Consider the following 16,468-nt stretch of genomic DNA (forward strand, 5'->3'; position numbering starts at 1 on the left):
GTCGGGCGCTGTGGGGTCACCAGGTGCTACCGACGCAGATGGTGTTCAGCAGTGTGAGCAGGCCGACGCAGGCGCACGTGGCGAACTGCTCGCCGGCACTGTCCACGGGGTCGGTTTCGGGGAGCGCGTGCAGCTCGGCGAGCAGCTGGATGTCGTGGTCGTTCATTGAGTGACTCCTTGGCGTTGTTGTGGGACGACGGCAGTGGTCTGCCGCCGCGTCTGTGTGCCGACCCTTGTGGACTCCGTGGTGGACTCCGTGCTGTTGCGGCGGATCCGGGTCTGCAGGGGAACGGTCCATTGCCGGGGCGAGCCGTGGTGCAGTCTCAGCAGGAACGCGAGGACGCCGCTGGTGCCGTCGCTCCAGCTCGTCGAGGTCTCGCCGTACTCGTTGGGAAAAGCCATCCGGCCGTGCCGGTATGTCCGCTGGGCGAGGATGATGCCGGCCATGTCCCGGGCGGTGGAGCGGTAGAAGTCCTCGCCCGTTGCGTCGGCCATGTCGAGGAGGAAGTCCGCGTTGCCGGCCAGCCCGTGGCACTGGGTGAGAGGGCCACGCGTGGCGTGCTCGGCCACGGCCTGGGCGGCGCGGCGGGCGAGGTCGGCGAAGCGCGATTCCCCAGTGACTTGGTGGAGCCCGATGAGGAAGTTGCCGATGCCTGCCGCTCCGTGGCACCAGTACGGTGCGGTGGGCGGTTTTCCCGCCTGGACGGGCCATTGGGCCGACGTGCCGGTGAGGACGGCGTGGGCCAGCAGGCTGTCACCGGCCTCGACGGCCAGAGACAGGTGCTCGGGGCGCTCGCACAGGAGTGCGGCGGCAAGGAGGAAGTAGCCGATGCCCGCGGTTCCGTGGGCGAAGCCGAGGTACGGCTTTCCCGTCGGCCACCCGCCGGCCTCGGCGGGCACCGGCCAGCTGACCCCGTCCGCGTCGCGGCACGCTGAGGCGGCCAGCTTGTCGGCGGCCTCGATGGCGCGGTGAGCGAAGCGCTCATCGCCGGTGTGGAGCCACAGGTGGAGTGCTGCCAGTCCGCTGCCCGCGGTGCCGTGGGTGATGTCGTGGCCGGCACAGGACTCGAGCGGCGCCAGCCCCAACTCACGGCCGCGGTCCATCAGATGCTGGTCGTCGATGGCTCGCCCTGCGTCACAGAGGGCCCAGGCGATGCCGGGAAGGCCGAAGTGGAGGCCCGGGCGGGCGGGGCCGGTGCCCGCCCGGCTCAGGATCCACCGGCCCGCCGCGGAGATCACTTCCGGCAGACGGGGGTCTCCGGTGAGCTCGAAGTACCGGGTGAGCACCGCCAGGACACCGGCCGCTCCCTGCTGAACGACGCACGGATCGGCCTCTCCGACCGCGGTCGACACGGGCCACAGCCGGCTGTCGTCCGGGCTGATGGAGCTGACCAGACCATCGACGAGCGCGGTGACCGGATCCTGGTCCTGCTGCTCGACGCCCACCCTGTCGGCGCTGGTCTGCCGGTACGCCCTCGCGGCCGGTACCGCGCCCTGGTGACCCGGCAGGGCGGTGGGCGAGGACAGCGCGGTGCGCGCCCGTGACAGGTCCCAGCGCTTCGCGGGGTCCTCGCGGGTCAGCCCGAGGACCATCGTCACCAGGCTCGCAGGCAGCTCCAGCCGTTCGGCGCAGGCCGTCAGCCAGGCGGCCCTGCGCTGGTCCACGCACCTGGTGGCCGGCTCGTCGGCAAGGAGATGCGGCACGTTCCCGGTCAGGACGTATCCCGCGGTGGCGCCCAGACTGTAGTAGTCGGCCGTCGGCGCCGGCGGTGCGCCGCGCAGTTGTTCCGGAGCGCTGAAGCCCGGCGTGCCCAGGGACGTCGGTCTGGTGGTCATCCCCTCGACTACGGCCAGTTCCAGGTCGATCAGCCGCAGCGTGCCGTCCGGCCGGACCATGATGTTGCCAGGAGTGAGGTCCCGCACGATGCAGTGGTGCTCATGGGCTGTGGCCACGAGGTCCACCAGCCGGGCGACCATGTCGAGGGCGTCGGAACGGTACTGCCGCCAGCCGGTGTTGAGGAATCGGTCGATCACCCACCGGCGCAAGGGGATGCCCGGCACCTCCTCCTCGGCCAGAAAGACGTGCCGGCCGTGCTCGAACACCGCCAACGGCGTTGGGGACAGGTTCAGTTCGCGCAGCCTGTCCAGCATTTCGGCCTCGGTGCGCAGCCAGTCGCGCACGTCCCACCCGGAGGCATCGGCTTCCACATGCGGCCGGGCCTCCTTGATCACCACAGCGGCCCCCGTGCGGGTGTCGGTGCCCCGGTAGACACCGCCCTTGTTGCTGTACCGGATCGCTTCCCGCACGGCGAAGCGCCCGCCGAGCACCGGGGCACCGCTGCCCGACGCGGTCGAGCCGCCGGGTGGGGCACCGAAGACGGGAAACGGCGACACCGCCCAGGAAGGCGGAAGGTACTGCCCGGTCCGCCGGTCTTCCACGGGATTGCCCTCGGGGTCGTAGATGAAGTCGACGAAGAGGCCCTGTGCCGACAACTGGCGGCGACCGACGAACGATCCGTAGCGGTAGTGCACCAAGCTGTCCGGCGCATAGGGGTGGTCGGACAGGATGCGCGGCCCGGCCAGCCCCGCCGTGGAGCGGTGAAGTGCATCGGCGATACGAACCGCGGCAGCGTCACAGCGGGGATAAACCGTGATGAACTTCCCGGAGCTGCCCCGTGGCGTGCCACGGGTGTTCAAAGCGGCCACCCGGGCCACGGAACTGGCGAACTTGAAAGCGGAATCCTCCCTCAGCAGCACCCTCAGTGCCCTTTCGAGCACCTCGGGCGCGGACACCTGCGTCGCCGAGACATGGAGCTTCCAGCCCTGTTCCCGCTGCGCGCCGTCGCACGGCACGACGCGGCACCACGACTCGTCCCTCAGGACCTGCCAGCGCGAAACCGCTCCGGCGCTGCGCAGGGCCCCCTCCAGCAGACCACCAAGCCCGCCGTCCGCCTCACGGTTGCCCATCGGACCCCTCCTCGGCCTCGACGGACGCCGCCGGCCTGCCCCCCGTACTGCGGCGCCCTCCACCGGGGCACCTGCCCGCATGTCGCGCACAGGCCAACACGGACAAGCCATGAACCACCTGATCCAGCGAGCGGACGGCGGCGCATCCGGGGAGCTGGAAGAGCGGCTCATGTACGCCTCTGCCCCGTAGGTGCGCCGGTCGGCGCCGTCCGCACAACTCCTGTCTGCGGATGGGTCGCATGCAAGGATGTCGCCCGTGACCGGATCGTCTTCCTCGCCTGTCGCCGAGGACACGCCGAGCAACCACGGCCTGGGTCCCCGTGCCGCCGCCGTGCTTGTGTTCGGGTCGTCGGCCGCGGTCCTGGTGGTTGAGATCGTCGCTCTGCGGCTGCTGGCCCCCTACCTCGGCCTCACCCTTGAGACCAGCACGATGGTGATCGGCATCGCCCTCACCGCGATCGCCCTCGGCTCCTGGCTGGGTGGGCGCATCGCCGACCAGGTCGATCCACGTCGGCTCCTGGGCCCCTCGCTCGGGGTGTCGGGAGCGGTCGTGGCGCTCACCCCCGCCGTGCTGCGCACCGCTGCGGAGTGGGCACCGGCGACGCTCCTGTTCATCGCGTCGCTGACCGTCCTCGTGCCGGGCGCGCTGCTCTCCGCGGTGACGCCGATCGTGACCAAGTTGCGTCTCACCAGCCTCGCCGAGACCGGAACGGTTGTCGGCCGGCTGTCCGGCGTCGGCACCGTGGGCGCCATCGTCGGCACCGTCCTCACCGGCTTCGTCCTCGTATCGCGGTTGCCGGTCAGCGGCATCCTGATCGGCCTCGGAACGCTGCTGGTGGTCGGCTCGGCGGTGGTCGAGTGGCGAACGCGCGGGTGGCGCGGCACCCCTGCCCTCGCACTCGTGGTCGTCGCCGGCGGCCTCGCCACCACGGTCGCGCCCGGTGGCTGCGACACGGAGACCAGGTACCACTGCGCACGGGTCGTCGCCGACCCCGACCGGGACGGCGGCCGCACCCTCGTTCTGGACGGCCTGCGGCACTCCTACGTCGACGTCGACGACCCGACCTTCCTGGAGTTCGAGTACGTACGCGCCATCGCGTCGGTGGTCGATGCCGCCTTCCCCGAAGGTGAGCCGCTTGTGGCCCACCACCTGGGCGGCGGCGGGCTCACCTTTCCCCGTTACCTCGCGGCCACGCGGCCCGGGACGCGCAGCCTGGTGTCCGAGATCGACAGCGGGGTCGTGCGCATCAACCGCGACCAACTCGGTCTGAGTTCGGAAGCCGGTATCGACGTACGCACCGAGGACGGCAGGCTCGGCCTGCGGCGACTGGACGCCGACAGCCGTGACCTCGTCGTCGGCGACGCCTTCGGGGGCGTCAGCGTGCCGTGGCACCTCACCACGGTGGAAGCGATGACCGACGTACGTCGGGTGCTCGACGAGGACGGCCTGTACGTCGCCAACCTCATCGATCACGGTGATCTGGCCTTCGCACGTGCCGAAGCCGCCACCCTCAGCGAGACCTTCGAGCACGTCGCCCTCGTCGGCGAACCCACCGATATCGGCCTCGACCCGACCGCCACCCCCGAGGGCGGCAATCTGGTGGTAGTCGCCTCCAGCCGACCAGTCGACCTCCGCGCGACCCAGGAAGCGCTGGACGCCCGGCAAACCGGCTGGAAGATCGTCACCGGCGACGACCTCACCTCCTGGATCGGCGACGCCCAACTGCTCACCGACGACTACGCGCCCGTCGACCAGCTCCTCCAGCCCTACAGCCCACAGAGCAGCCAGTGACAGGACACACGTCCAGTCCTCCCACCGTCTCCTCGCCGTTCAGGTGCCGTACCGCGTAGCCGTGCTCCTCCGGGTGCCGCGCCGGCGGTCAGGGCGAACGGGCCGGCCCACACCCCCTCGTACCCTGTCCCCGTGCCGTCCTCCCGCCTGCATCGCGTCGCCGTCCTTGTGCTCGAGGGCGCGAAGCCGCTCGATGTCGGCATTCCCGCGCAGGTGTTCACGACCCGCGCGAGCATGCCCTACGAGGTGCGGGTGTGCGGGGCGGCACCCGGTCTGGTGACCGGCGCCGACGGCCTGTCGTACTACGTCGCCCACGGACTCGACGCGCTCGCGTGGGCCGACATCGTCTTCATCCCCGGCTACCGGTTCCCGGACCGCGACGACCCGCTGCAGGCCGTCGTCGACGCGCTGATCGCCGCCCACGCTCGGGGCACGCGGCTCGCCGCCATCTCGACGGGCGCCTTCACGCTCGCCGCCACGGGCCTGCTGGACGGCAGGCGCGCCACGACGCACTGGCATTACTCGCGGACGCTTGCGGCGAAGCATCCGCTCGTCCAGGTCGACGAGAACGTTCTGTTCGTCGACGAGGGCAGCGTGCTGACGTCGGCCGGCGCCGCCTCGGGCATCGACCTGTGCCTGCACATTCTGCGTGGCGACCTCGGGGTGGCTGCGTCCAACCACGCGGCCCGGCGCCTGGTCGCGGCCCCCTACCGCAGCGGCGGTCAGGCGCAGTACGTGCCGCGCAGCGTCCCCGAACCGCTCGGCGAGCGGTTCGCCGCCACCCGCGAGTGGGCGCTGTGCCGGCTCGGCGAGCCCCTCACCCTTGAGGTGCTCGCCCGGCATGCGGCGGTCTCGCCGCGTACGTTCTCGCGGCGCTTCGTCGAAGACACGGGGTACACGCCGATGCAGTGGGTCATGCGCGCCCGCATCGACGTGGCTCGTGAGCTGCTCGAGCGTTCGCAGCGGAGCGTGGAGCAGATCGCCGCCGAGGTCGGTCTGGGCACCGGTGCGAATCTGCGGCTGCACTTCCAGCGCATCCTCGGCACCACGCCGAGCGAGTACCGGCGCACCTTCGCCCGCGGCGAGTAGGGCGATTGCCTGGCGCGATCCTTTTGAACCGTGGCGATCACGCCGCTGTCACAGGTGAATACCGCACGCGACGCTGGTGGCGAACCCAAAGGGACCGAAGGGACACCACTCATGACTCGCATCGCGATCAACGGATTCGGCCGCATCGGACGCAATGTGCTGCGCGCCCTGCTCGAACGCGACAGCGACCTCGACATCGTCGCCGTCAACGACCTCACGGAGCCCGCCACCCTCGCCCGGCTGCTCGCCTATGACACGACGGCCGGCCGGCTCGGTCGCCCGGTGACCGCCGACGGGGACGCACTTGTCGTCGACGGCCGTCGCATCACGGTGCTCGCCGAACGCGAACCGGCGCAGTTGCCCTGGGCCGAACTCGGCGTCGACATCGTCCTGGAGGCCACCGGCCGCTTCACCTCGGCCAAGGCCGCCCGCGCCCACCTCGACGCCGGCGCGAAGAAGGTACTCGTCAGCGCGCCGTCGGACGGCGCCGACGTCACACTCGCGTTCGGGGTCAACACCGACGCGTACGACCCGGCCGTGCACACGATCGTCTCGAACGCCTCGTGCACGACGAACGCGCTCGCGCCGCTGGCGGCGGTGCTCGACGATCTCGCCGGCATCGAGCACGGCTTCATGACGACGGTGCACGCCTACACGCAGGAGCAGAACCTGCAGGACGGTCCGCACCGCGACGCCCGCCGCGCCCGCGCCGCCGCCGTCAACATCGTCCCGACCACGACGGGCGCCGCCAAGGCGATCGGCCTCGTGCTGCCGAACCTCGACGGCAAGCTGTCGGGCGACTCGATCCGCGTGCCGGTTCCGGTGGGCTCGATCGTCGAACTCAACACGACCGTCGCCCGCGACGTGACGCGCGACGACGTGCTGGCGGCGTACCGCGCCGCGGCGGAGGGGCCGCTGGCCGGCGTCCTCGAGTACTCGGACGACCCGCTCGTGTCGTCCGACATCACGGGCAACCCGGCCTCGTCCATCTTCGACTCGGCCCTCACCCGCGTCGACGGCCGCCACGTCAAGGTGGTCGCCTGGTACGACAACGAGTGGGGCTTCTCGAACCGCGTGATCGACACGCTCGAACTCCTCGCCACCCGCTGACCGGACGCCGGGGCGGCCCGACCGGAACCGAGACCTTCCTGCTCACACTCTGCGCCAAGCGCTGAGCAGTTCCTCGGGGCCGTACACCGCCTGAAGGCCGGAACAACCGACCCCGCTGCGGGAGACCGCCACGAGCGGTACGGGCTCGTCGTTTGATCGCTGCCCGGTGCTCTCACTCGGGCATGGGACTCATGACGCTGTGGATGCGGGAGAGGGTGAAAACGCGCTCGTCGTCTCGCAGGTGGCACCAGGCTTCCAGGTAGGGCGGGTCGAGCATGAGGCGGCTGAGAGTGCGCACCGTCCTGTTCCCCGAGGCGGCGACGTACTCGACGGTGATGGGTTCACCGGTATCGACGGCATGGGCGAGCTGACGGACGTCGCTGTACGGCAGGTGCTTCGCCCACCCTGCGACGATCTCCTCGGTGTCCGTGGCGAAGGCCCCTCCTCCGTCGAACGGCGCGGGTTCGGGAGGCGTCGGCGGGGCCTTCAGCAGCTGGGCCGCCAGGACGCCCGGGTCGACTGCGGCGGCTGCCTTCACCACGCCTGTGGCAGCGATCCGGCCACCGCCCCTTGCGCCCGTTGCGCGCGGAGCCGGCACAGGAGCGGCGGCCCGCTGCGGCCGGGTCTTCTCGATCCGTACCGTGCCCTCGGCGGTCTCGGCGACGGGGGCGTATCCCTCGGCCCGGAGTGCGGCGACAGTCGTGTCGAGCGGGCTGCGGCTGACCAGCACCGTCGGCGCCAGCTGCCGAAGCCCGAGCTTGGCGAGCTTGCGGTGGGCGGCGATTTCGGCCAGGAGCGCGGGCTCATCGCTGTGGAGGACGCAGGCGGCGGGGGCGACGCGTACGCGCCCGTGGCCACGTGCGGTGTCGGTGATCAGGTACGACAGCGGCTGCGGCAGGGGCCCGGCGGCGACAGCGGCCAGGTCGGCCGTGATGTCCTCGCCGGTACGGCCGGCGTCCAGTGCCCGGCGGATGCTGCCGGCGCTGAACCGCCACACTGATGCCGCGCCGCCGGTCTCCCGGTCGGCGACCAGGTCCAGGAGCGAGGCCAGCCGCGCGGACGGGGTGCCGGCGACGACGGCGGTGAGGTCGGCGCCGATCCGTGCCGTCGCCGTGGCCGAGGGCAGCAGCCGCCGGCATTCGGCTCCCAGCCCCTTCGTGTCGTCGGCCCGCAGGTGGATGCCGAAGGCGGACAGGGCACCGCGAGCGAGTACGCCGAGGATTTCGGCCTCACGGATCACGGTGGCGAACGGTGTTCCGTCCGGGGGCGACGAGTGGGAGAGCGGGCGGTGCCAGGCGATCAGGGGCCCCAGATCCGACGTGACCGCCATGCCCTGCCCTGCCGGAAGATGTGCGGCTGCGTCCAACAGCCCGTGGCGGGCCTGTACGCAGCCGTTGCAGGGCGGTGCTCCCGCGAGAGCGGGAAACGCCTTGTTGTCCCCGTCACGCGCCTGTGTCGGGGTGAGCGGCAGGTTCCGCCATGCCTGGAGCAGTACGGCGAACTGCTCCGGGGGTTCCTGTCGCGCCCAGGCGTCATACGCGTCGGTGGGCGCCACGCGATCGCCGTCCCGTCCCAGGAGCCCGGCAGCGTGAGCGGTCTCGAGAGCAAGGCGCACGACGGCGTCATCGGCCTGGGCGGCCTTGCCGATCCGGGCCAGTTCACGCGCACCGATCCCGCCGGACTTCAGCCGGGCCGGCGCGGCCGCGGAGCACGCCGACAGGACCGAAGCGGCGTGCGAAGCGAACACCGTGGCCGCGGCTGACGTCTCGCGGTCCACCTCTGCCGGGGTGACAGACGCCCATCGTGCGGAAGGCGGGACGGGCTCGAACGGAGCATGCCAGCCCGGCCCGCGCAGCGCGAGCGCCACCTCGGCCGGCATACGGGCCGGACCGTAGCCGTGACGGTCCACGACCAGGAGCCCTCGGTCCAGCGCCCATCGCTCGCCCGGTTCGAGACCGGGTCCGGGAGTGCCGAACACGATGAACTGCGGCTGCCCTGGCTCACCCTCCGCTCGGCGTTCGAGCAGCTTCCTGGCCGCCGCAGGGGCTTTCGCGACCACCGAGACAACGTGTTCCGCGTTGCTGAGGTGTTCCACCAGTGCGGCCAGTCGCTGCGGCTTGGCGCCCGGCGGCTTCACGCCCAGTGCCGCCAGCATGCCGCGCAGCTCGTCGGAGGTCGCGCCCGCGAGCAGCTGCTCCAGCGGAGCGTCCAGTCCCAGGGGCGCGTCCCATACCTGGCGCAGCGGTCCGGCCATGCGGAGCTTCCCCGCGCCGTCCGGCCAGACCAGAGCATGATCGGCCAGCACTTCCAGTACGGCGTCCAGTTCGCGAGTGGTTGCCTCGTCCGCCACCCCCAGCAGCTCCGCCAGGGCTTCGCGCGACGCGGGCGCACCCAGCGCCGCCAGCGCCTCGGCCACCTGGAGGTGCGGCAGCGCGAGCCGCGGCAGGACCAGTGCCACCGATCCCGGGCGCTGAAGGCGGTCCGCCAGTTCCCCCACCGAGCGTGGCTCCGGAGGGGACATGGCGTCCTTGCGCACTCCGAGCACACGTGCCAGACGAGAGCCGTCGAGGCTGCCCAGCCATGTCGCCAGCGTTGATCGGGACTTCACGCGGTGTACACCTCGTTGCGCCAGGGAGTATCGCAGCGGGCCGGAGTCTCGGCGCCGGTTCAAGAATGGCGCATTCCCGTGATCAGCGGATGCCGCATGTGGGCAAGTTCCTCCAGCGAGCGCTGGCGGCTTGTGGTTCGCGTCAACTGCGGACGTGACTCGGCGCGAGACGCCCGACCGAATCCCTTGCCCGGACTCCCCGCGCACCCTGGACTGCCTCGCCGAACTCCAGAAGGCGATGGTCGCGGGGGTACGCGACTGGGTTCGACGTCAAGCCTTCCATGCGGGAGCGTGCGCCTGACTGTTCGCCGAGATGTCCTGAATGCCTGCTGTAAACGCAACCAAAAATGCAACCGGTCCACGCCGAAGAGCCGATCCACGTGCGTGGCTCGGCTCTTCGTTTCGCCTGTTCAGGCGGCTGCGGAGGATACGAGATTCGAACTCGTGAGGGGTTGCCCCCAACACGCTTTCCAACTGTCCGCGCGGCCGTCCGGGGGCGTTCGTAGAGGTTCACGGGGCAGGTCAGAAGGGGTGTGCGTACGGCTGTGAACGGTGGCGGCCGTCAGCGCACTGGACAAGGACCAGGACAACGAACGGTGTCGAACGGGGAGTAGTAGAGGGGAGTTAAGGCCCGTCCGTGACCTAGGTGCGAGCGACGGCTACTTGGCGCGAGGCTTTGGCCCGGGCCCGACCACCTCTGGCGGTACGAGTGGAGGAGAAGTTCTTGCGCACAGGTCGTGTACAGAAAGTCCGCACGTCAGAGGGTTGCGCACCCGACCATGTGTGAGATCTGTGCACAGGCTGTCGGGAGTTACACACAACCCTATCCACAGAAAATGACCTCTTATCAACAGAACTATGTGTGTTACCCCCAAGGGGTGTGGATAACGCCCTTGGTTGACGGCTCGTCACGTGCCACGATCTCCTCACGGTGCGCAACGAACTCCCGTCCCCCGTCATGACGGCCTCGCTGCACAACGGAGTCGTCGTCAAGACCGGGAACGGAGGGAGTCAGAGTGTCAACAGTGTCGGGCCATCCTCAGGCCGCGACCGCCGGTGGGGTGGCGCTGCCGAAGCTGCATGCGTTCATTGATGAGGCCGGTCAGCGGTCTCGTTCTCAGAAGTCGAGCGATCACTTTGTCATGTCGGCCGTTGTCGTGGCGGACGGCGACCTGCCGCAGGCTGCTGCGTTCCTCGCCGGACTTCGCACGGACCTGCGGCGACGCCCCGGGGATGTCCTGCACTGGCAGAACTTCAAGTCCCACACCGATCGGCTCCACGCCGCGAAGTCCCTCGCGGCGCAGAGTTGGGCAACCATCTCCAGTGTTGTCGTCTGCAAGAGGCATCTGCCGGCGGGGGCGACCCGTCTCGACGACGATCAGGCGTACCTCTACACCTTTCGCTTTCTGCTGGAGCGCCTGTCGTGGCTGGCGCGCGACTCCGGATCGATCCTGGAGTACACCCTTGCGCATGTGGTGCGCTTCAAGCTGGCGAAGCTTCGCCAGTACGAATCGATCCTGCAGGCTCAGAATCCGTACGAGTGTCGGATCGCATGGCAGGCTCTTGATCCCAAGGGTGGGCGTCTCGATCAGCCGTCGCGAGTCGAGATGTTGCAGTGCGCTGACCTTGCCGCCTCGGCCACGTACGCGGCCTTCAATGAAGATCGGTTCGGCAACACGGAGCCGCGTTACCTGCAAGAGCTGAGTCCCCGGCTGTATCGCCGCGGTGCTGCACCGCTCACGTCGTACGGCCTGAAGATGCATCCGTGGAACAACAACACAAGAGCCGCCTACCCGTGGGTAGCGGCCCTGTGAACACGTCGGCCGGCTTGAGCCGCCCTTGGCGGGTGCTGACGTTTCCGACCAGCAGACGACCGTCCGTGTGCTTTCCACTGTAGACGGTGACGACGGCAAGTCAACGGGCAAAGCGCGACAAAACGTGTGTGAGTTCCTCTAAAATAGAACACTTGATCCACCTGTAGGAATGGTCCTCGGTGCCGTAGGCAAGACCATCGGTCAGTTGCTTGGACGTGGAAAACTTGAATCCGTGAGGCGCCACCGCGACGCCGGCGAGGACGAGGAAGGGGAGGCCACGTGCCGCAGGGCAGTCCGCGAGGTACGTACCTGGAGGTCTCGGAATCTCTCCGCGAGAAGATCAGGAAGGGCGAGATCACTGAGGCACTGCCGTCTCAGTCGGTACTCGTGACCGAGTACAGCGTGAGCCGCAGCACCATCGAGCGGGCGCTTGCTGCGCTCAAGGCAGAGGGCGTCATCGAGTCGGTACAGGGTGCCGGGTGGTTCGTGGCAGGGACCGGCGACCGCCGGCCGTTGGTCGAGAAGGTGACCGACCTGTTGCGGGCTGACAGGGTCAGGGTCGGTGACCGCTTCCCCACCGAGAAGGAGCTGTGCGAGCGGTTCGGAGCGTCGCGGACGGCCGTCCGTTCCGCCATTGCGCAGATGGAGGGGCAAGGACTCATCGGCAAGGGTGCCGCGAGAGGGCGGGAAGTACGTGCGTTGCCGGGGGGACGGGGGACTCAGACCGCATGACGACGACCGAACGAACCGAGTTCGACGCTGACGCGGCGGGCGCCATCCTGCGTAAGGCGTGCGAGGTCGCGGACGTGGACCCGGACGGAATCGAGATGCTGCGGTTTGGCGACCACGCGGTGTTCCGTGTGGACGGCGGCCGTATTGTCTCCCGGGTCGGCCGGAGTCCCGATCGGCTCACGTCCGTGCGGAGGGAAGTGGCCGCAGCGCAATGGCTTGCGGCCAAGGGGTATCCTGCGGCGCGACTCGTCACGGCGGCAGAGCAGCCGGTCGTCGTTCAGGGCCACCCGGTGACGTTCTGGGAAGGTCTCGCCGACGGCGACACGTACGCGAGTACGGGAGAAATGGGCGGACTGCTGCGGCGGCTTCACGACTTGGAGCCGCCGCCTTTTTCGCTCCCGCCCCTTCAGCCTTTTGACAAGGTCGCGCAGCGTTTGAAGCGTGCTGCCATTCCGGACGCCACCCGTGCGTTTCTCCGGTCCATGGCCGACGATTTGGCGGCCGAGTACGGCCGTCTCCGGTTCGCGCTTCCGGCGGGTCACCTGCACGGTGACTTCAACGTCGGCAACGTTCTGCGTGACGCGGCCGGTCGTCCAAAGGTCATCGACCTGGACGGGTTCGTCACGGGCCCCCGAGAGTGGGACCTCATGCAGACCGCCATGTACTACGACAGCTTCGGTTGGCACACAGAAGCCGAGTACGCCGATTTCGTCGCCGGCTATGGGTTCGACGTGCGGGAATGGTCCGGGTACACCGTTCTCCGGAGCATCCGCGAACTGCTGATGGTCACGTGGCTCTCGCAGAATGCCGGCGCCAATCCGCGCGCGGCCGAAGAGGTCGAGAAGCGAGTAGAGACTCTACGCTCAGGCGGTTCGCGCCAAAACTGGGCACCGTTCTAGGGGTTCCCTTAGTGCGATGCCAGGGCACGGGACCGGCAGGACCGGTCCCGTATCCCACGAGGGAATACCACGCATTTACACTGGCCAAGGGGGGCTAGAGATGAGGATTCGCAACCTGACGGATGCGGCGGCCGTGCGAAGCGCCATGGAAGAGTTTGACGTGCTTGGCGGTCCGGACTTTCGCGACAAGTATGAGTTCGGCGCGTCAAGCAAGTTCTACGTGCAACACAATAAGAAGCTGTATGACGCCAAATCGATCGTCGGTGCTGCTTACGGATATCAATATGAGGGCGAAGGGCCCCTAGCTAATCATGAGTTCGACGGAGGGGAAGCCGGTGCAAACCCTATCCTTCGAAATCTTGGCTTCACTGTACTGAGCAGTGAAACAACAACGCGGGACGCGGAATTTGCTTGGCGAATGGCTGTTTGGGCAAACCTTGTTGCCCGCGCGGATAAAAGGGGGCTGTTGTCTGCTGGTGCTGTCAGAGATGTTGGAGCATACGGAGGGCAGCAGGGTGTTTGGGTAGACACGAACCGTACAAAAAAGATCCGTGCGGGCGGAGTGGCAGTAGCCCTAAAACACACTGGTCAAGACTACCCAGATGAGTTCAACGAAGACAGCGCCTTGTACCACTACCCCGTCACTCGACGGAAAGGACATGACGCGGCTGAAGTTAAGGCAGTCAAGGTTGCTGCCGATCTTGAACTACCTATTTTCGCGATCAGTGAGGTTGGACAGCTTCGCCGAGTACTACTCGGATGGGTTGCTGGATGGGACGACCAATTTCAGCGCTTCCTAGTCTCCTTCGCTGAGGAAGCGCCAAGTCGCATCATCGACAGAGATCAGTCGGACGAAATCCCCTTCAACCTAGAGGGGAACCGAAGTCACCGCAAAAACCGCTCAGTCAAAGTTCGCCCGGATCAGCCGCGCTTCAAGCTAGAAGTGATTAAGCGCTATGGCCCCAGGTGCCCACTAACCGGTACTGACGTTCCAGAGATGATCGATGGCGCTCATCTTCGCGGTGACGCTGATGGTGGCAGCTCTCATCCTTTGAACGGCTTGCCGATGAACGTAGCACTTCATCGCGCCTTTGACGCTCACCTGTTCGCAATTCATCCGAAGACTTGTGAGGTGCACACCTTGCCTGGCGGGCCCAATATTGACCGCCTAGGTATCACCAACCCGCGCCTAGAGCTGGAAAAGATGCCGCACGGCGATGCTCTTGCTTGGCGCTATAACCAGTGGCTTCGTCATAACAAGATCGGCGCGGACGAAGCTGTAACTCCAAGCCAGTGAGACCGCCAGTACCAGAATAAGACGGCAAGGTGCGAATGAAGGCCGAGAAATCAACTACCCCCCAAGGTCCAGTTCTCGTATTCGAAGAGGACGGCAGCATGCACGTCATCCACGATCTCGCCCTCACGGGTGAGCTAATCGAAAGTGCGGATGACTTCCATGAAGGCTTCGACGCCTTGGCGAGGCCGGTCAAGCCAGTCGGGCCGCCCGGTGAGGTGGTGCTCGTCCTAGATTCTGAGCAACCAGACGAGTCCACGCTTCGAACCCGAGTTGCGCGCTACTACAGGGTGTGGGCTGCTCGGCATTCGACTCGCATTCCCCCGCAAAACGAAGATATCGAGACGTTCGTTTTCGCTGTGGCCAATGACGAAGTCATCGAGTGAGTATCTTGGCCGTCTGGGGCGTCACACCGTTTGTTGCCAGAGGCGGAATCCACGGGCCTGTTCCTCGAATGCACGGAACTCCGTGGCCCGCCTCATTCCGTCCGTGACACGCCCCTGAAACTCCCGGACGTACTGGACGCAGCGCGCCGACTTCAACCCCTCACCGAGTCGCAGCGCGCTCAGGGCGATATCACACCCACGGCCGATTTCCCCTTGGTTGATGTATGCCTCAGCCTGAACCATCGTTGCGAAGAAGTCGCTCCGGTTGTTCAGACCGTCGCCGAAGATGGAGCCGGCGCCCCGCTCCGCGGCTTCAACGGAGCGCCCCAGGTCGCGGAAGCAGTGACCTATCTCTGCTGCAAGCTCCACTTCGTCGAAGTACGCGATGTACGGCGGGTCGCTGTCGGCCGTCCGCTGGCTGAGCTTGCGTTCCGCCTCCACAAGGGCGAGGTCACAGCCCCGCTCATCCCCGAGTCGGGCCAGTGCCCGCGCTTCCATCGCGCGGAACTGTGCGGCCATGGTCGGCCCCAGGGCAGGACCCGGACCGGTGTACGCGGCACGGGCGAGCGTCGCAGCGTCCTGGTACCGCCCCAGGAACGTGGCCTGATGGCTCATGGCGGACAGGATGCTTCCGCCGAGAAGCCTGTCACCGGCCGCTTGCGTCATGCGTAGTGCCTGGATGAGGTACCGCTGAGCGATGCCGTGAAGGCCGCTGTCGTACGACATCCAACCGGCGAGTAGGAGCGCTTCCGCCACGGCCGAGTGCAGTTGCCTGCCCACGTCGTCGGAGTACTTCCCGTCGAGCATCGGCCGGACATCCGTGTGCAGGTACTGAATCAGTGCCCGCCGGGCGTGGCCACCGCCGAACTTGCCGTCGAGCATGCTGAACGCGTCGGCTGTCGAGCGCACCATGTCCACGTCCACGGCGCCGACCGCACGGTTGCCCGTCCGTGTCAGCTCTCCGTCCGGAGGGGCCACGATCCAGCGCAGGGACGCGGCGTTCCAAGCCGCGGAATCGGGCAGTGCCCGAACAAGCGTCTCAGCGTCGGCCAGGTCGGCACGCCAGAGGTCGGCGACGGTCTTGGCTGTGCTCTCCGGCTTGTCCGCGAAGTCAAGCCCCAGCTCGGGCTGTACGGCGGACACTGCCGCGTCGCCCATCCCGATGTCATCGATCGTGAGCTGACGCCCCAGCTTGCGCCCGATCGCGTCGGCGATGAACTGCGGCATGTTGCCGCGCGGGATGGAGCCCTTGAGCCACCTGGTCACGTACGTGTGGTCACAGGTGATGTCCTCACCTGACCGAGCGGCAGCGGCGACCACCGCGCGAGCAAGCGACTTGTGGGAGAAGTCGGCTTCCTGCATGAGCGCGGCCAGTCTGGCGTTCGGGTCTGCCATGGAACCCCCAGATAGCGGCCGTAGTTCCAGCTTGACTCATCGTCACTCTACGCAGGTCAGGGGCGGGGTGCAGAGGGTTTGCACGTAGGAGTGCACGAGTGCACCCCCAAGTACACGCTCCCGAAGTGCTCGCCGTCTGGGGACAGTTGAACCACCACCGCACGGGACAGGCCGGCGGGTCCGAGTCGAAAGCCACGGGTTGACGGCGCGGAATCCTTCTGCCAACGTGAGTGGTAGGTAATACACACCACGCAACAGGGTGTGTGTCGTCCGTGGAGCGCCCGGAGGAAAGCCCGCAGGGGCCAGTACGAAGGAAGCGCCGGTTGGTTGAGAACTCAACAGAGTGCTTTGAGCTTGACGGGGTCAGACCCCGTCCCCGCGA

12 protein-coding genes are annotated in these 16,468 nt (G+C 67.8%); 8 read left to right on the forward strand and 4 right to left on the reverse strand.

Features of this window, described 5'->3' with window-relative positions; all coding sequences use genetic code 11:
- Positions 1-16 precede the first annotated feature (16 nt).
- Positions 17-166: a VenA family class IV lanthipeptide gene (locus HJD23_RS21715; RefSeq protein WP_171117653.1), complete on the reverse strand. Its 150-nt coding sequence runs from the start codon at positions 164-166 to the stop codon at positions 17-19.
- Complete coding sequence (gene lanL, locus HJD23_RS21720) at positions 163-2,967, reverse strand: class IV lanthionine synthetase LanL (protein WP_171117655.1); 2,805 nt, start codon at positions 2,965-2,967, stop codon at positions 163-165. Before lanL ends, HJD23_RS21715 begins: the two co-directional genes overlap by 4 nt.
- Before the next feature lie 256 nt (positions 2,968-3,223).
- On the opposite strand from lanL, the gene HJD23_RS21725 reads away from it, so the two are divergent.
- The 3 genes from HJD23_RS21725 (at position 3,224) to gap (ending at position 6,958) form a co-directional block, all read left to right on the forward strand.
- On the forward strand, positions 3,224-4,759 hold the full coding sequence (locus HJD23_RS21725; RefSeq protein ID WP_171117657.1) for a fused MFS/spermidine synthase: 1,536 nt from the start codon (positions 3,224-3,226) through the stop codon (positions 4,757-4,759).
- 132 nt (positions 4,760-4,891) lie between these two features.
- A complete protein-coding gene (locus HJD23_RS21730; RefSeq protein ID WP_171117659.1) occupies positions 4,892-5,848 on the forward strand; it encodes a helix-turn-helix domain-containing protein in 957 nt (318 codons plus the stop codon).
- A gap of 111 nt (positions 5,849-5,959) precedes the next feature.
- Positions 5,960-6,958, forward strand: a complete 999-nt coding sequence (gap, locus tag HJD23_RS21735) for a type I glyceraldehyde-3-phosphate dehydrogenase (RefSeq protein WP_171117661.1) — start codon at positions 5,960-5,962, stop codon at positions 6,956-6,958.
- A 172-nt stretch (positions 6,959-7,130) separates the two neighbouring features.
- Here the strand turns inward: gap and HJD23_RS21740 are convergent, their stop codons facing one another.
- Entirely contained in the window at positions 7,131-9,566 is a 2,436-nt protein-coding gene (locus HJD23_RS21740) for a helicase C-terminal domain-containing protein (protein ID WP_171117663.1), read from the reverse strand.
- Between the two features lie 1,016 nt (positions 9,567-10,582).
- Between HJD23_RS21740 and HJD23_RS21745 the strand changes: the two genes are divergently transcribed.
- From HJD23_RS21745 to HJD23_RS21765, 5 genes are all read left to right on the forward strand, one after another.
- Positions 10,583-11,380 carry a DUF3800 domain-containing protein gene (locus tag HJD23_RS21745; protein ID WP_171117665.1) on the forward strand — a complete coding sequence of 266 codons (798 nt, stop codon included), beginning with the start codon at positions 10,583-10,585 and terminating at the stop codon, positions 11,378-11,380.
- Positions 11,381-11,659: 279 nt separating this feature from the next.
- Positions 11,660-12,112 (forward strand): GntR family transcriptional regulator, encoded by a 453-nt coding sequence (locus tag HJD23_RS21750; RefSeq protein ID WP_171117667.1) that lies wholly within the window; start codon positions 11,660-11,662, stop codon positions 12,110-12,112.
- Entirely contained in the window at positions 12,109-13,011 is a 903-nt protein-coding gene (locus HJD23_RS21755) for an aminoglycoside phosphotransferase family protein (RefSeq protein ID WP_171117669.1), read from the forward strand. Before HJD23_RS21750 ends, HJD23_RS21755 begins: the two co-directional genes overlap by 4 nt.
- Before the next feature lie 100 nt (positions 13,012-13,111).
- Positions 13,112-14,308: an HNH endonuclease signature motif containing protein gene (locus HJD23_RS21760; RefSeq protein WP_171117670.1), complete on the forward strand. Its 1,197-nt coding sequence runs from the start codon at positions 13,112-13,114 to the stop codon at positions 14,306-14,308.
- Positions 14,309-14,343: 35 nt separating this feature from the next.
- Complete coding sequence (locus HJD23_RS21765; RefSeq protein WP_171117672.1) at positions 14,344-14,691, forward strand: hypothetical protein; 348 nt, start codon at positions 14,344-14,346, stop codon at positions 14,689-14,691.
- Between the two features lie 21 nt (positions 14,692-14,712).
- On the opposite strand, the gene HJD23_RS21770 is transcribed toward HJD23_RS21765, so the two are convergent.
- Positions 14,713-16,086, reverse strand: a complete 1,374-nt coding sequence (locus HJD23_RS21770; RefSeq protein WP_171117674.1) for a hypothetical protein — start codon at positions 16,084-16,086, stop codon at positions 14,713-14,715.
- Positions 16,087-16,468 lie beyond the last annotated feature (382 nt).

This window comes from Streptomyces sp. Z423-1 (assembly GCF_013009255.1).
Lineage (GTDB): Bacteria > Actinomycetota > Actinomycetes > Streptomycetales > Streptomycetaceae > Streptomyces > Streptomyces gossypiisoli.

Bases quoted from the DNA above. Each gene is read 5' to 3' on its own strand.
- HJD23_RS21755 (WP_171117669.1), top strand. From the start codon at position 12,109: ATGACGACGACCGAACGAACCGAGTTCGACGCTGACGCGGCGGGCGCC.
- HJD23_RS21765 (WP_171117672.1), top strand. From the start codon at position 14,344: ATGAAGGCCGAGAAATCAACTACCCCCCAAGGTCCAGTTCTCGTATTC.
- HJD23_RS21715 (WP_171117653.1), bottom strand. From the start codon at position 166: ATGAACGACCACGACATCCAGCTGCTCGCCGAGCTGCACGCGCTCCCC.
- HJD23_RS21770 (WP_171117674.1), bottom strand. From the start codon at position 16,086: ATGGCAGACCCGAACGCCAGACTGGCCGCGCTCATGCAGGAAGCCGAC.
- HJD23_RS21760 (WP_171117670.1), top strand. From the start codon at position 13,112: ATGAGGATTCGCAACCTGACGGATGCGGCGGCCGTGCGAAGCGCCATG.
- gap (WP_171117661.1), top strand. From the start codon at position 5,960: ATGACTCGCATCGCGATCAACGGATTCGGCCGCATCGGACGCAATGTG.
- lanL (WP_171117655.1), bottom strand. From the start codon at position 2,967: ATGGGCAACCGTGAGGCGGACGGCGGGCTTGGTGGTCTGCTGGAGGGG.